The 13,639-nt window shown below is 69.1% G+C and carries 8 protein-coding genes; 4 read left to right on the forward strand and 4 right to left on the reverse strand.

The window, feature by feature from the left end; translation table 11 throughout:
- The first annotated feature begins 24 nt into the window (after positions 1-24).
- Positions 25-2,208, forward strand: coding sequence for a lytic transglycosylase domain-containing protein (locus tag H536_RS0100960; protein WP_024348685.1), 2,184 nt, complete (start codon positions 25-27; stop codon positions 2,206-2,208).
- A 44-nt stretch (positions 2,209-2,252) separates the two neighbouring features.
- Here the strand turns inward: H536_RS0100960 and H536_RS23045 are convergent, their stop codons facing one another.
- The 4 genes from H536_RS23045 to H536_RS0100985 all read right to left on the reverse strand — a co-directional run bounded on the left by H536_RS23045 (position 2,253) and on the right by H536_RS0100985 (position 9,129).
- The gene (locus tag H536_RS23045; protein WP_060576968.1) at positions 2,253-3,224 is read right to left on the reverse strand and encodes a hypothetical protein; all 972 of its coding nucleotides are present in this window, start codon (positions 3,222-3,224) and stop codon (positions 2,253-2,255) included.
- 476 nt (positions 3,225-3,700) lie between these two features.
- Positions 3,701-4,930 carry a porin gene (locus tag H536_RS0100970; protein WP_024348687.1) on the reverse strand — a complete coding sequence of 410 codons (1,230 nt, stop codon included), beginning with the start codon at positions 4,928-4,930 and terminating at the stop codon, positions 3,701-3,703.
- 398 nt (positions 4,931-5,328) lie between these two features.
- Positions 5,329-7,977, reverse strand: coding sequence for an AAA family ATPase (locus tag H536_RS23540; RefSeq protein ID WP_024348688.1), 2,649 nt, complete (start codon positions 7,975-7,977; stop codon positions 5,329-5,331).
- Between the two features lie 3 nt (positions 7,978-7,980).
- Positions 7,981-9,129 carry a metallophosphoesterase family protein gene (locus H536_RS0100985; RefSeq protein WP_024348689.1) on the reverse strand — a complete coding sequence of 383 codons (1,149 nt, stop codon included), beginning with the start codon at positions 9,127-9,129 and terminating at the stop codon, positions 7,981-7,983.
- A gap of 224 nt (positions 9,130-9,353) precedes the next feature.
- Here H536_RS0100985 and ku point away from each other — a divergent pair, with 224 nt between their 5' ends.
- From ku to H536_RS0101000, 3 genes are all read left to right on the forward strand, one after another.
- Positions 9,354-10,319, forward strand: coding sequence for a non-homologous end joining protein Ku (ku, locus tag H536_RS0100990; protein WP_024348690.1), 966 nt, complete (start codon positions 9,354-9,356; stop codon positions 10,317-10,319).
- 12 nt (positions 10,320-10,331) lie between these two features.
- Entirely contained in the window at positions 10,332-12,962 is a 2,631-nt protein-coding gene (gene ligD, locus H536_RS0100995; protein ID WP_024348691.1) for a DNA ligase D, read from the forward strand.
- A 73-nt stretch (positions 12,963-13,035) separates the two neighbouring features.
- Positions 13,036-13,593, forward strand: a complete 558-nt coding sequence (locus tag H536_RS0101000) for a gamma carbonic anhydrase family protein (protein ID WP_024348692.1) — start codon at positions 13,036-13,038, stop codon at positions 13,591-13,593.
- The last annotated feature ends 46 nt before the right edge of the window (positions 13,594-13,639 follow it).

Genomic DNA, 13,639 nt, shown 5'->3' on the forward strand with positions numbered 1-13,639 from the left:
GTCCGGACGTCCAGAAGGTTGGCCATGACAGCACAGAATCTTGCGCAGCGGCTCGTGATTGCAGCGGTGATCTCCGCCATGACGGCCACGTCCACACTGGCCCAGGAGGCCGTGTTGCCCCTGCTCGGCCCGTTGCCGACGTCGCGGCCCGCCGTCCATGCGGCCGGGGTCCCGATGGATCCGTGGCGCTTTGGCCGAACGGTCACCACCGCACGCCAGAACCCGGCCCTCGCCCAGGCCGCCCCCGCGGCGACCCCGGCCGGCGCCAGCGCCTTCACCGCCTCGATCGCGGCGATGACCCCGCGCCTCGGTTCGGTGCAGCCGATGCGCGGCGAGTTGAAGGACGGCCTGCAGGCGCTCTCCGACCGCAATGCCCAGAAGGCCCGTGCCATCCGCGAGGGCATGGTGCCCGGCTCGCTCGACCGCCACATCCTCTCCTGGGCGATCGGCCTGACCGGCGGCAAGGACGTGCCGGCCGCCGAGATCGCCCGCACCGCCACCGAGCTCGCCAGCTGGCCCGGCACCAAGACGCTGCGGATCAACAGCGAGAAGGCGCTCTATCGCGAGCAGCTGCCGGCGGGCGAAGTGATCCGCGCCTTCGGCAACGGCAAGCCGGAAAGCCCCGAGGGCGCGATGGCGCTGGCCCGCGCCTATCTGGCCGCCGGCGATGCCGGCCGCGCCAAGGCGCTGGTGTCGCGGGTCTGGCGCGAGGAACGCCTCGACAAGGATGTCGAGCGCCAGTTCCTGGCGAATTTCCAGTCGCTTCTGTCGCGGGCCGACCACAAGCGCCGCATGGACATGCTGCTCTATGCCGAGCGCGTGACCGATGCCGGGCGCGTCGTCGGCATGGCCGGCGCCAAGGCACTCTACGCTGCGCGCGCCGCGGTGATCCGCAACGAGGGCAACGCCGCCAAGCTGTTGTCGGCGGTGCCCAAGGCCGAGCGCGCCGATCCGGGCTACCGCCTCGCGCTGATCGAGTACAATCGCAAGCACGACAAGGTCGAGGAAGCCGCGCAACTCCTCATCGACGCACCGCGCGACGTCGATGCGCTGGTCGATCCCGACGCCTGGTGGAACGAGCGCCGCATCGTCGCCCGCGATCTCCTCGATCTCGGCAAGCCGAAGCTTGCCTATCGCGTCGCCGCCATGCATCTGGCCGAAAGCGCCTCGGAACAGGTCGAGGCCGAGTTTCACGCCGGCTGGATCGCCCTGCGTTTCCTCAACGACCCGGTGACGGCGCAGCGTCATTTCGCCCAGATCGTCCAGATCTCCAGCATGCCGCTGTCCCTGTCGCGCGGCTATTACTGGCTGGGCCGTTCGGCGCAAGCCGGCGCCTCGGGCTCGGCGGCCAGCTATTACGCCAAGGCCGCGCATTATCCGGCGACCTATTACGGTCAGCTTGCGGCCGCGCGCCTCGGCCGCAAGCCCGAAGCGATCAGCTTCCCCCGTCCGAGCGACGCCGAGCGCCGCCGCTTCGAGCAGCGCGAGGCGGTCCGGGCGATCCGGCGCCTGGAGGAGATCGGCTCCGACTGGCGGGCCGACAGCCTCTATCGCGCGCTTGCGGACGAGTTGGAGAGCCCGGGCGAACTCGCGCTTCTCTCGGTCATGGCGGAGCGGCGCGGCGACCATCATCTGGTGCTGCAGGTCGGCAAGCTGGCCTACTGGCGCGGCATCGACGCCCCGGCCCTCGCCTTCCCCATCGGCGTGATCCCGGCAAGCGCCAACATCTCGGCGGCAGGCAAGGCGCTGGCCTATGCCATCGCGCGCCAGGAAAGCGCCTTCAACCCGAAGGCCCGCTCATCGGCCGGCGCGCTTGGCCTCCTGCAGCTCATGCCGAACACCGCCAAGAGCGTCGCCCGCAAGGTGGGTGTCAGCTATTCGCCGGACCGGCTGACCAGCGATCCTGGCTACAACGCCACCCTCGGCGCGCATTTCCTCGGCGAGCAGATCGCCGATTTCGGCGGCTCCTACGTGCTGACCTTCGCGGCCTACAATGCCGGCCCGCGGCGCGCCCGCGAATGGATCGAACGGTTCGGCGATCCGCGCGGCAAGCCGCTCGACCAGGTCGTCGACTGGGTCGAGCGCATTCCCTACACCGAGACCCGCAACTACGTGCAGCGCATCATGGAAAATTACGGGGTCTACAAGATGCGCCTCGGCGCCGGCTTCGACATCGAGCGCGACCTGCGCTTCGGCCGCGGCGGCTGACCGCCGCCGCTTGAAGCCCGGAAGTGGCAGCAGGCGCGCCGGCCTCAGCCGGCCGCCTTGCCCTGTGACAGGGCACGGGCCTGTTCGACCCAGGCCTCCCGGCCGATCCGGCCGCTGAAGCCGATCGCCGCTTCGATCGCCGCGATCTCGCTCTCGCCGAACGCCGCGATCTGGTCGAAGCGGAAGATGCCCTGCTCGAACAGGAGACGCTCGACCGTCGGGCCGATCCCCTTGATCCGCGTGAGATCGTCCGGCGCCTGCGCCCCCTCTCCCGTGTCGATCACCGGCGCATCGGCGGCTGCGGCAGCAGGCGGCGCCTCGACGCCCGCATCCTCGCCGCCCGCACTGGCTGAACTGTCGGCGTCCAAATCCGTCTCCACGTCCGCGCTCGCCGGCGCGCCGCGCAACGGCGCCGGCCCTCCGGCCGTGCGGAACGCGGCGACATAGGACCCGTCATCGGCAGGCACCGGCGTCAGGGCCGGCGGCACGGCGCTGTCGTCCTCGACCATCCCGGGCGCTGCCTCGCCGCCATCGAGATTGGCATAATCCACCGTCCGGAAATCCTGGTCGAAGCGCGCGGAACGGTGCTTCAACGCCAGCGGGTCGGCCGGTATGCCCTCACGATCGGCGAGGTCGGGCGTCGGCGCGTCGGGATGCGGCCCGGAGAACGCGATCCGTTCGCCGGGAAGCTGCGGCATGGGATCGGGAACGCGCCCGGCCTCGCTACCGCGGATCACCTCCGCTGCAATGACGCTGCCGCCGAAATTCGAGAACACACCCGACTGGCTGGGTTCGGCCGGTCGCCTCTGGTCCGGCGGCGGCGGGCTCCAGGTCGAATGCATGCGCCGCTGACGCGCGCGATCCTCAGCGATCGTCGCCCGGTCCCGCGACAATCGGGTGTAGTCCACCGAGCGGAAATTGCGGTCGAAGGGTGCGGCCCGGTGCTTGACGGCGAGCGGGTCTTCCGGCGGGACCGGTGCCGCAGACTTGGGCGCGGCGGCAGGCTTCGCCGCCACCTCTGCCTTCGCGGAGTCTGCGCCCCCTCCGTTCGATGCGGACGGCACGTCCTGACCGGCAACGTCCTGCGAGTCGGTCTCGGGCGGAGCAGGAGCAGGCCTCGCCGCAGCATTGTCGACGGCCTCGGCCCCGTCCATGCGCGCGGGGGCCGGTGTTTCAGCAGCTTGGGAGGTCTTGTCGTCCCTGGGCCCTCGGCTCCCTGCCCGGCCGCTGTCGCCGCGAAGAAGGCGGGACAGTCGGGTGAGACCTGCGGTCGTGGCGGCAAGCACGATCAACTTGCCAAGGAAGGACGTCATCTGGCCGGCTCCGCAGTCGATGAAGATGCGGGACTAGCTAGTGGGAGTGTGCAGCGCGGCAACCGCCGGTCGGCAGGACCGTCGATCCGCCGGACGGACGTCTTGCGGTGACAGTCACGGCCACAAACAAAAAGAGCCCGGCGCGAACGCCGGGCTCTCTAGACGATATGTCTGCTCTATTAGAAGGAGCGGACGAAGCGGAGGAAGCCCGCCGTCTGGTCGATCGAGTTGTCAGCGAAGCCGTTGTCGCCGTTGAAGTCGAGGTTGGCGTAGGAGATCTCAGCCAGCATGTCGAAGTTGTTGGTGATCTCGTAGCCGACGTTACCGACCAGCTTGTAGTAGTCGCCGTTGCCACGGTTCGTGAAGGCGGTGGCAGTGGTGAAGCCGTAGGTGTCGAAGGTCTCACCGTAGACGCCGGACACGGCGATGCCGAGCTTGCCGAACTGCTGAGCGTAACCAGCACCGATCTGCCACTCGACCGGCAGGGTACCGGTGAACAGGTCGATCTGCGTGCCGAGCGTAGCGGCATTCGAGAACAGGCCGATCGTGGAGTAGCTCGACGGGTCGAAGGCGTAGGAACCCTCGATCTTCAGCTCGGAGTCGGCAGCGATCAGGTCCGTGAGGGACAGACCGGCCTTCAGAGCGAAAGCACCATCGTCTTCGCGCGGATCGAAGCCGACGACGAACGGTGCGAAGGACGCACGGTTGATCAGGCCCGTAGCGAAGTCGACTTCCTCGTCGTACGAACCGGCGAGGTAGATCGAGCCCCAGCCACCGGCATAGGCCAGGCGACCAACGACGTCCGGAGCAAAGTCGCCCGTGCCATCGTCTTCGAGCGACAGAGCGGCGGTAAAGCCGTTTGCAGCGTAGGTGTAGGAGACGCGGTTGGTCTGGTAGTCACCGACCGGCAGGTCCGTGTCCGTCAGCAGGCCGTCGCCTTCGGTCCAGAGGCTGTCCAGGTAACCCATGGTCAGGCCACCGAGCTGGATGAAGCCCATGTCCATGCGGTAGTTGGCGTCGTTGCTGTAGGCGCCGAAGGCGTTCTGAGCCTGGACGCGAGCGAAGGCGCGCAGGGTGCCGAGCTCGGTCTCTTCACGAGCGTCGAAGTTCAGGCGGACGCGGACGGCGGAGCCGGCCTGGTAGTTGTCGCCTTCGAGGTTCGTGAGGTAGTCGTTGCCGAAGTCGTCCTCGATGCCGCCAGCGACGTTGTACTGGAAGCGTACGTAGCCGTTGATCGACAGGCAGGTCTCGGTGCCCGGGATGTAGTAGAAGCCCGTGCCGTAAACGTCGCAAACGCGAACGTAGTCGACCGGCTCCGGAGCAACCGGCATAATGACGTCCGCAGCGCGGGCGCCGGAGACTGCGACGAGAGCCGCAGCGGAGCCGAGAAGAAGGCTCTTAATGTTCATGTCCTGACCTCCAGTCATTTTTTATAGGTTAGGGTTGGGCCTTATACGAAGGACAGCCTTCCCTGCCCCATCCCCTGTGCGAAAGTCCGAAGCGAATGCCCCCTCGATCTCTCTGTGGCGACAATATCCACCAGCGTTCTGGATGCAATCGCCTAAATGCCACATTGGGGCTTCTGGGGTGCTTTGGACACACCCCTGTTGCGGGGATGCCACTTTTTCATTCACCACTTGTTAAGAATCGCCGGTTTGCAGGGGTTTGCGGCCACCTCTGACGGCCTTCGCCCGGGGCCTTGCCGGGTCCCGGACCGCGCGGAACAGGCCCTCCAAACGGCATTTGCCCGTTCGCGGCCCGAAATGCGGCGCGGGTGATTCCCGCCCCGAAACGGCCGTCCGGCGGGTCAGAGTCGGAAGATCGGCGCCCCGAGATCGCGGAAGTCCCGCTCGCGGCAGGTCAGGACGATGATCTGCAGATCTTCCGCCGCCTTCTGCAGGACGAGATGCATCCGTTCCAGGCGCTTCTCGTCCGTATTGACCAGCGCATCGTCGAGGATCACCGCGGCCGGATGCCCGCCCTTCTTCAGGACATGGGCCAGCGCGATGCGGGTGACGACCGCCACCTGTTCCCGCGCGCCCGCCGACAGGCGGCGGAAATCCTCCGCGACGCCGGCCCGGTGCAGGCTGCGGATTTCCAGCGTGGTGTCGTCGAGTTCGATCTCGGTGCCGGGATGAATCAGCTTCAGATACGGCGCGACCTGGGTCTTGATCGGCCCCAGCCAGTGTTCGCGCGCCTCGCGCTGGGCGCCGATCAGCGTGGTGTGCAGCAGACGCGAAGCGTCGGCTTCGAGCCTGAGGCGCGAGAGCCGCGTCTCCAGCGTGCCGATCTCGCCCTCGAGACGGGCGATCTCCTCGCCGAGGCCGGTGGCGCCCTGGGCCCGCAGCTCGCCTTCCAGCGTGAGCGCTTCGTCCTTCAGCGCCGCCATGTCGCGGCGGATCGATTCGAGCGCCTTCCTGCGCGTCGTCAGGGTCAGGCGCACCGTCTCCGGATCGGCATTGTCGCGTTCGCGCTGGCGCATCGCCGCAACGGCGGCCTTGGCCGAACGCTCCAGCTCCGCGGCCGCCAGATCCTCGGCCAGTGCCGTGCGCGGCCGCACGGCTTCGGCCTCGGCGAGTTCGCGGCGCAGGCGATCGGCCTCGGCCTGCCGGAAACCGGCTTCCGACTCTGCCGCGGCAATCCTGGCAAGACTGCCGGACGCGGCCCGGCGCACCTGCTCCAGCTCGGCGCCGGCTGCATCGAGGCGCCGCCGCGCTTCCTGGCGGATCTGCCGGATGCGCTCGCCATCGGCCGCAATCGGCTCGGCGGCATCTCCCGCGGCCTCCGGCGAGAGGGCTGCGCGCCGGGCAAGGTCAGCCCGCAACTCCTCCAGCGTCGACACCGTGGCCGTCACGCCCTCGGGCAGCAGCGCCGCCAGCTGCTTGGCCAGTGCAGCCGCTTCGATCCGGCGGTCTTCGGCGACTCTGGCGCGGGCGCGCGCCGCGTCGGTCGATTCGACGCCGAAGCGTTTCAAGAGCGCCGCGCGCTCGGTTGCCGCCGCTTCGCTGTCATGGCGGAGGGTTTCCGCGTCACCGCCGGGCTCCACCACGATCCGGCCGAAGCCGTCGAGCGTGAAGCCGGTGGGGACCGTCACCCGGACGGCAGCGCCGGGCGCCACGGCCTGCCCGGCCGGGTCGGTGACGCCGGCGTCGCCGTCGGGCTCGAACCGGATGGTCGGCGCGGCCACCGAAAGGCGGACCGCGGCGTCGCGCACCCGCTGGTCGGCCGCATCGAGCGCCTTGATCGCAGCCGCGTCGATCGCCGGCGCGCCGTCGGGCCGGCGCAGCTCGGCGAGGCGCGCATCCAGCGTCCGGCCTTCCTTCAGGCGGCGCTCCAGCGCGGCGATCTCATCGGTCAGGCGCTTCACCTCGGCGCGCGAACGCTGGGCCTCGTCGGCGGCGTCGGCCTGTTCCGCGGCCAGCCGCGCGGCCTCGCGCGCCGCTTCCGCCCGCTCCAGTCCGGCCCGCTCCTCGATGCCGGCCGCCCGCAACTCGTCGAGCGTGGCCGCACTCTCCCCGGCCACCCGCGCCGCCTCGGCAACCGTCGCCATCAGCTTGTCGCGCTGGGACAGGCGCTCGGCCGCCGCGTCGCGCCGCGCCAGCGCATGCTGCACGTCGCGCTCGGCCTCGCCGCATTCCCGGTCGAGATTCTCCGCGCGGACCGCCGCCGCTTCCGCCGCTTCCAGCGCCTGCTCGGCTTTCGGCAGAGCGGCGTCGCGCTCATAGGCGCGCAGCTTGCGCCGGCGCTCCTCCAGACGGTCGAGCCGGTCCTGGAAGTCGCGCCAGAGCGCCGTCTTGGCGGACAGCTCGTCGCGCAGCTCAGAGAGACGCTCTTCCGTCTCGCGCACGGGCGACGAGCGGGCGACCTTAAGCGTCTCGGTAAAGAAGCGGTCCTGCAGCGCCTTGGCGCTGGCGATCAGGCTGCGCCCGCGCTCGCCGCCGAGAATCTGCCCGACCTCGCCCTCCAGCGAAGCCGTCACCGCGTCGCGGCCGACACCGACATCGAGGCCGCCGGTCGAGCGCCCCTGCTCCACCCACAACAGGCCGAAGGCGCCCTGGTGCTTGTCGAGCTTGGGCTCGCCCGCGCCCGGATGGGTGAAGCGGAACAACTCGGCGAGATGCTCCTCCACCGCGTCGCCCGACAGCTTGCCGCCGGCCCAGACGAGCTCGGCCGCCGGCCGCTGCAGGAAGGCCTTGGTCAGCGTGTAGCTCGTCCCGTCGATCTCGAAACCGACCTCGACCTCGGGCCGCGCCTGCCGGTCATAGGGTCCGAGCGCCTTCACCGCCTCGCCGCCGGCCCGGTGCTTCTGGAAGAAGGCGGCGCGCAGCGCGGTCAAGAGCGTCGACTTGCCGGCCTCGTTGTCGCCGACGATGACATTGAGGCCCGGCTCGATCAGCGGCAGTTCGGCCGAGCGGATACCGGCGAAATCGGTGAGGCGAAGCGACTTCAGATACATGGCTCAGCCCTTTGCCGTGCCGGAGCCGTCGGCCGCGGTGCCTAAGAGCCGGCGGTGCTCGACATAGGCCATGCGCAATGCCAGCTGCGCGGCGGCGCGCTCCGGGTCCTGCGGATCGGCTGCCCGTTCGCGCAGCCGGTCGATGGCCACGCGCACGAAGCCGCCGACATCGATCAGGTCGAGATCCTCCGCGTCCGGCTCGTCGATCAGCCCGGCGTCGCGCAGCCGCAGATCGAAGAGCCGCGCCGACCACTCGCCCAGCGCCGCGTCCAGCCGCACCCGTTCGCGCAGCGGCAGGCTGCCGGTCAGGGTCAGGTCGAGCAGCGTCTCGCCGGGACGGGTCAGTTCCGCCAGGGCCGCGTCGAGACCGTCGATGGCGCCGTCGAGCCTGAGTTCCATCGCGCGCCAGTCGAAACGGGCGGTGCGTACCCGCTCGATGCGCGGCGCCGCGCCTGGCGCGTCGATCTCGACGATCGCCACATGGCCGGGCTCGTTGGCCGGATAGCGGTCCGGCTCGGGCGTGCCGGCATAGACCGTGCGCGGTGCGATCTCGACGAAGCCGTGCCAGTCGCCGAGCGCCAGATAGTCGAGCCGCGCCCGCTCGGTGCGGTCGTCGGCGATCGGATTGCCGGATTCGGCCTTGGCCGGCAGCCGGTTGGCGACCGAGCCATGGGCCAGCCCGATGCGCACGGCGCCGGCGGGCGTCTCGGCGTGGTCGAACCAGGCCGTCAGATCGGCGCCCTCGTGGCGGCGGGTCAGCGGCGCCGGCAGGATCACCGCCGCGCCGTCCTTCAGATCGATCGGCTCCGGCCGGTCGGCGATGGCCACCGCGGCCTGGCCGCTGCGCCGGCGCAGCCGCGTCCAGACGGATTCGCTCAAGGCGGCGTCGTGATTGCCCGGCAGCATGATCCATGGGCCGGAAAAGCCCGCCATCGCCTCCAGCGTCCGGTGCAGATCGCGATCGGACACCGTGTTGTCGTCGAAGGCGTCGCCCGCCACCAGCACCGCGTCGCAGCCGCGCGCCTGCGCCAGCGCGGCGATCCGCGCGACCACGGCGAAACGCTCGGCCCGCAGTTCGCCGCGGCGGTCCGGCTCGAACTGGCCGAAGGGCTTTCCGACCTGCCAGTCGGCGGTATGGAGAATCCGGATCAAGGGCTTGGCGCGGTCAGTTCGGTTGCAGGGCGAGGATGGCGTTCGCAGAACGTGCTGCCCGAGTGCCGGCCGATACGCAAGGTTGCGGCGGCACAGCCCTTAGCCATCAACCACTTTTCGCCGGCCGCCAACGCGCGCAGGGCGACGGGGTGACTCAACGGGAACGAGTCGCCGCCCGCGTCCGTTCTACCGGCGCGGCAGTCTGTCTTGTCTGGAGTATGTGAATGGCGCCTCGTCCCATCTGGAAAGGCCAGATCCGGCTTTCCCTCGTCTCAATCCCGGTCGAAATGTTCTCGGCCACCCAATCCGGTGCCTCGATCAGCTTCCGCCAGATCCATCGCGAGAGCGGCAAGCGCATCCATTACGACAAGGTGGTGGAAGGCATCGGCCCGGTCGACAAGGACGAGATCGTCAAGGGCTACGAGGTCGGCAAGGACGACTACGTGCTGCTCACCGACGAGGAGATCGAGGACGTCAAGATCGAGACCAAGAAGACGCTGGAGCTCGTCCAGTTCGTCGACACCTGCTCGATCCCGCCGCTCTATTTCGACAAGCCCTATTATGTCGTGCCCCAGGACGAGCTGGCCGAGGACGCCTTCCGCGTCGTGCGCGACGCCTTGCGCCAGGCCAAGAAGACCGGGCTCGGCCAGTTGTCGCTGCGCGGCAAGGAATATCTCGTGGCGCTGCGCCCCTGCGGCACCGGCCTGCTGCTGGAGACGCTTCATTACGAGGACGAGATCCGCAAGTCCGATACCATCTTCTCCGACATCTCCGACGCGGAGACCGACGGCGATCTCCTCGACGTCGCGACCCAGCTCATCGAGAAGAAGACCGCCCCCTTCGACGCCTCGAACTTCAAGAACCACTACACCGCGGCCCTCAAGGCGCTGATTGCCGAGAAGCGCAAGAAGGGCGGCAAGGCCCGCGTCACCGTCGAGGACGACGAACCGGCACCGGCCAGCAAGGGCAGCAATGTCGTCGACCTGATGGCGACCCTGAAGAAGAGCCTCGAAAGCGGCGGCGGCGACAGCGGCGAGAAGAAGAGCGGGGCCAAGTCCGGCGCGTCGTCCGCACGGGGCAGCAAGGCCAAGACCACGCCGAAGTCGCGCAGCACCAAGGCGAGCGGCAGCAAATCGACCAAGTCCGGCTCGGCTGCGAAGGCCACCACCAGCCGGCGCAAGAGCGCCTGACGGGTCGCGGTCATGGCAGCAAAGAGCGACGCCCTGCTCGAAACCTACCGGCAGAAGCGCGACTTCGCCAAGACGCGCGAGCCCAGCGGCTCGGAGGCGGAGAAGATCGCCGGCGACGGCCTGTTCTTCTGCGTCCAGAAGCATGACGCGACGCGCCTTCACTACGATTTCCGCATCGAGTGGGAAGGCGTCCTGAAGAGCTGGGCGGTCACCAAGGGGCCCAGCCTCGACCCCGCCGACAAGCGCCTCGCGGTCCGCACCGAAGACCATCCGATGGACTACGGCACCTTCGAGGGCACGATCCCCAAGGGCGAATATGGCGGCGGCACGGTGATGCTCTGGGACCAGGGAACCTGGGAGCCGCTGGAGGATCCCGACAAGGGCTTCGCCAAGGGCAGCCTCAAGATGCATCTCGAGGGCGAGCGCATGCGCGGCAACTGGGCGCTCGTGCGGATGAAGCCGCGGAACGGCGAGAAGCGCGAGAACTGGCTGCTGATCAAGGAGAAGGACGAGGCGGTCGATCGTCGGCGCAATCTCCTGAAGGCCGACAAGAGCGTGAAGACCGGGCGCAGCATGGCCGCCATCGCCAAGGGCGACGACGTCTGGGACACCGACCGCACGGCCGACGACGCGAGCGAGGAACCGGGCGGCAAGAAGAGCAAGGCGTCCTCGACCGAGACGAAGACCGCCGCGAAGGACAAGAAGCCGTCGGCCAAGCCCGCCAAGGGCAAGGCGGCCAAGCCGCTGCCCATGCCGGCCTTTTCCCCGCCGCAGCTCGCCACCCTCGTCGATACGGCACCGGCCGGGCGCGACTGGGTCCACGAGATGAAATATGACGGCTACCGCGTGCTGATCGCCATCGGCGACGGCAAGGTCAGCTGCTGGACCCGCAACGAGCAGGACTGGACCGAGCGCTTCACCGGCATCGCCGAGGCCGCCGCGACGCTGAACTGTCGCAGCGCGCTGATCGACGGCGAGGTGGTCGCTTTCGACGCCGATGGCGGCACCGATTTCTCCACCCTCCAGAAGCATCTGTCGGAGGGCGGCCCCCTCTCCTGCTTCTGTTTCGACCTCCTGCATCTTAATGGCGAGGATCTGCGCGATGAGCCGCTCACCGACCGCAAGGCGGCGCTGCGCGATCTCCTCGACGGGCACGAGACCCAGACGCTGCTCTACAGCGATCACATCACCGGCAGCGGCGAATCCGTCTTCAAGAAGGTCTGCGCCTCCGGCCATGAAGGCATCATCGCCAAGCGCGCCGATGCGCCCTATCGCAGCGGCCGCTCGCGCAACTGGCTGAAGGTGAAATGCACCCGCCGGCAGGAATTCGTCATCGGCGGCTGGAAACCGTCGGACAAGAAGAGCCGGCCGTTCTCCTCGATCCTGCTCGGCGTGATGGACGGTGACACGCTGGTCTATCGCGGCCGTGTCGGGTCGGGCTTCGACGAGGAGGCCATGGCCGATCTGAAGGCCCGCTTCGCCGATCTGGCGCGCAAGACCTCGCCCTTCGCCGAACTCGCCTCCGATGTGAAGCGCGCCGCCCGCTTCGTCACGCCCACTCTGGTGGCCGAGATCGAGTTCGCCGAGATCACCGCCGACGGCTCCATCCGCCACGGCGTCTTCAAGGGACTGCGCGAGGACAAGGAGGCCGGGGACGTGACCGACGAGCGACCGACATCCGCTCCGGCGTCGGGGCGCAAGGGCGGCAAGTCCGCCGCGAAGGCGACCCCGTCGCCGCAGGGCACCGGCGCTGCGCCCGATCGGGTGGCCGATGTGCGGCTGACCCATCCCGGGCGCGTGGTCTTCGAGGGCCAGGGCGTCACCAAGGGCGACCTCGCACTCTATTACGAGAAGATCGCCGACCGCATGCTGGCCCATGCCGGCAACCGGCCGCTGTCGCTGGTCCGCTGCCCGCAGGGCGGCGACAAGCGCTGCTTCTTCCAGAAACACGACAGCGGTGGCTTTCCCGACGCGGTCGAGACCGTCGCCGTCACCGAGAAGGACGGCAGCAAGGCCGATTATCTCACCGTCGGCAGCGCCGCCGGCCTCGTCGGCGCCGTGCAGATGAACACCCTCGAATTCCACATCTGGGGCGCCCACAACGACAGGCTGGAAAAGCCCGACCGGCTGGTCTTCGACCTCGATCCCGACGAGGGCCTCGATTTCGGCGACGTGAAACAGGCCGCCTTCGACCTGCGCGACAGCCTCGCCGATCTCGGCCTGACGACCTTCGCCATGGTCACCGGCGGCAAGGGCGTCCACGTCATCGCGCCGCTGGAGCGCCGCCAGGGCTGGGACGATCTGAAGGCCTTCGCCCGCGGTTTTGCCCATCTGCAGGCGCGCGAGGAGCCGGACCGGTACGTCGCCACCATGTCCAAGGCCAAGCGCACCGGCAAGATCTTCATCGACTGGCTGCGCAACGAACGCGGCGCGACGGCCATCGCCCCCTATTCCACCCGCTCGCGCGCCGGCGCGCCGGTGGCGACGCCCGTCACCTGGGACGAACTGGCCGAACTCGACGCCGCCAATGGCTTCACCCTCGACGCGGTCGCCGCCCGCCTCGAGGAAGCCGATCCCTGGGCCGACTACGATTCGGTACGCCAGTCGCTGACCAAGGCGATGCTCAAGGCGGTGGCGGAATGAGGCGCCGCCGCCGCGCTTGATTCCCGCCCCCCGCTGACGCAGTTTCGCTGCGCATCAGCTCGGGAGGTTGCCCATGCCCATTTACGCGCTCGACGAAGACCGGCCGGAATTGCCGGACGATAACAGCGTATTCGTCGCGCCGGGGGCGCATGTCATCGGCCGGGTGCGGCTCGGCCGCAATGTCGGCATCTGGTTCGGCGCCGTGCTGCGCGGCGACAACGAATGGATGACCATCGGCGACGACACCAACATCCAGGACAATTGCACCCTGCACAGCGATGCCGGCTTTCCGCTGACCATCGGCGCCGGCTGCACCCTCGGCCACGCCGCCATCGTCCATGGCTGCACCATCGGCGACAATTCGCTGATCGGCATGGGCGCGACGGTGCTCAACGGCGCCAAGATCGGCCGCAACTGCATCGTCGGCGCCAATGCGCTGGTGACCGAGGGCAAGGAATTCCCCGACAATTCGCTGATCGTCGGCGCGCCGGCGCGGGTCGCCCGCACGCTGGACGAAAAGGCCGAGGCCGGGCTGAAACTGTCGGCCGAGCATTACGCCCGCAACGCCCAGCGCTTCGCCAGGGGCCTCGTGCCGATCGAGCCGGGCAACGCCAAAGCGCCGAAGGCCTGACCCCACGGCCCGGCCATCGCCGCCGGGCCGCATGCCTGCCGCGTCG

The organism is Aurantimonas coralicida DSM 14790 (assembly GCF_000421645.1).
Taxonomy (GTDB): Bacteria; Pseudomonadota; Alphaproteobacteria; order Rhizobiales; family Rhizobiaceae; genus Aurantimonas; species Aurantimonas coralicida.

What these genes read in the sequence shown, in the direction of transcription:
- ligD (WP_024348691.1), top strand. Translation starts at nt 10,332, where the DNA reads ATGGCAGCAAAGAGCGACGCCCTGCTCGAAACCTACCGGCAGAAGCGC.
- H536_RS0101000 (WP_024348692.1), top strand. Translation starts at nt 13,036, where the DNA reads ATGCCCATTTACGCGCTCGACGAAGACCGGCCGGAATTGCCGGACGAT.
- H536_RS0100970 (WP_024348687.1), bottom strand. Translation starts at nt 4,930, where the DNA reads ATGAACATTAAGAGCCTTCTTCTCGGCTCCGCTGCGGCTCTCGTCGCA.
- ku (WP_024348690.1), top strand. Translation starts at nt 9,354, where the DNA reads ATGGCGCCTCGTCCCATCTGGAAAGGCCAGATCCGGCTTTCCCTCGTC.
- H536_RS0100960 (WP_024348685.1), top strand. Translation starts at nt 25, where the DNA reads ATGACAGCACAGAATCTTGCGCAGCGGCTCGTGATTGCAGCGGTGATC.
- H536_RS23540 (WP_024348688.1), bottom strand. Translation starts at nt 7,977, where the DNA reads ATGTATCTGAAGTCGCTTCGCCTCACCGATTTCGCCGGTATCCGCTCG.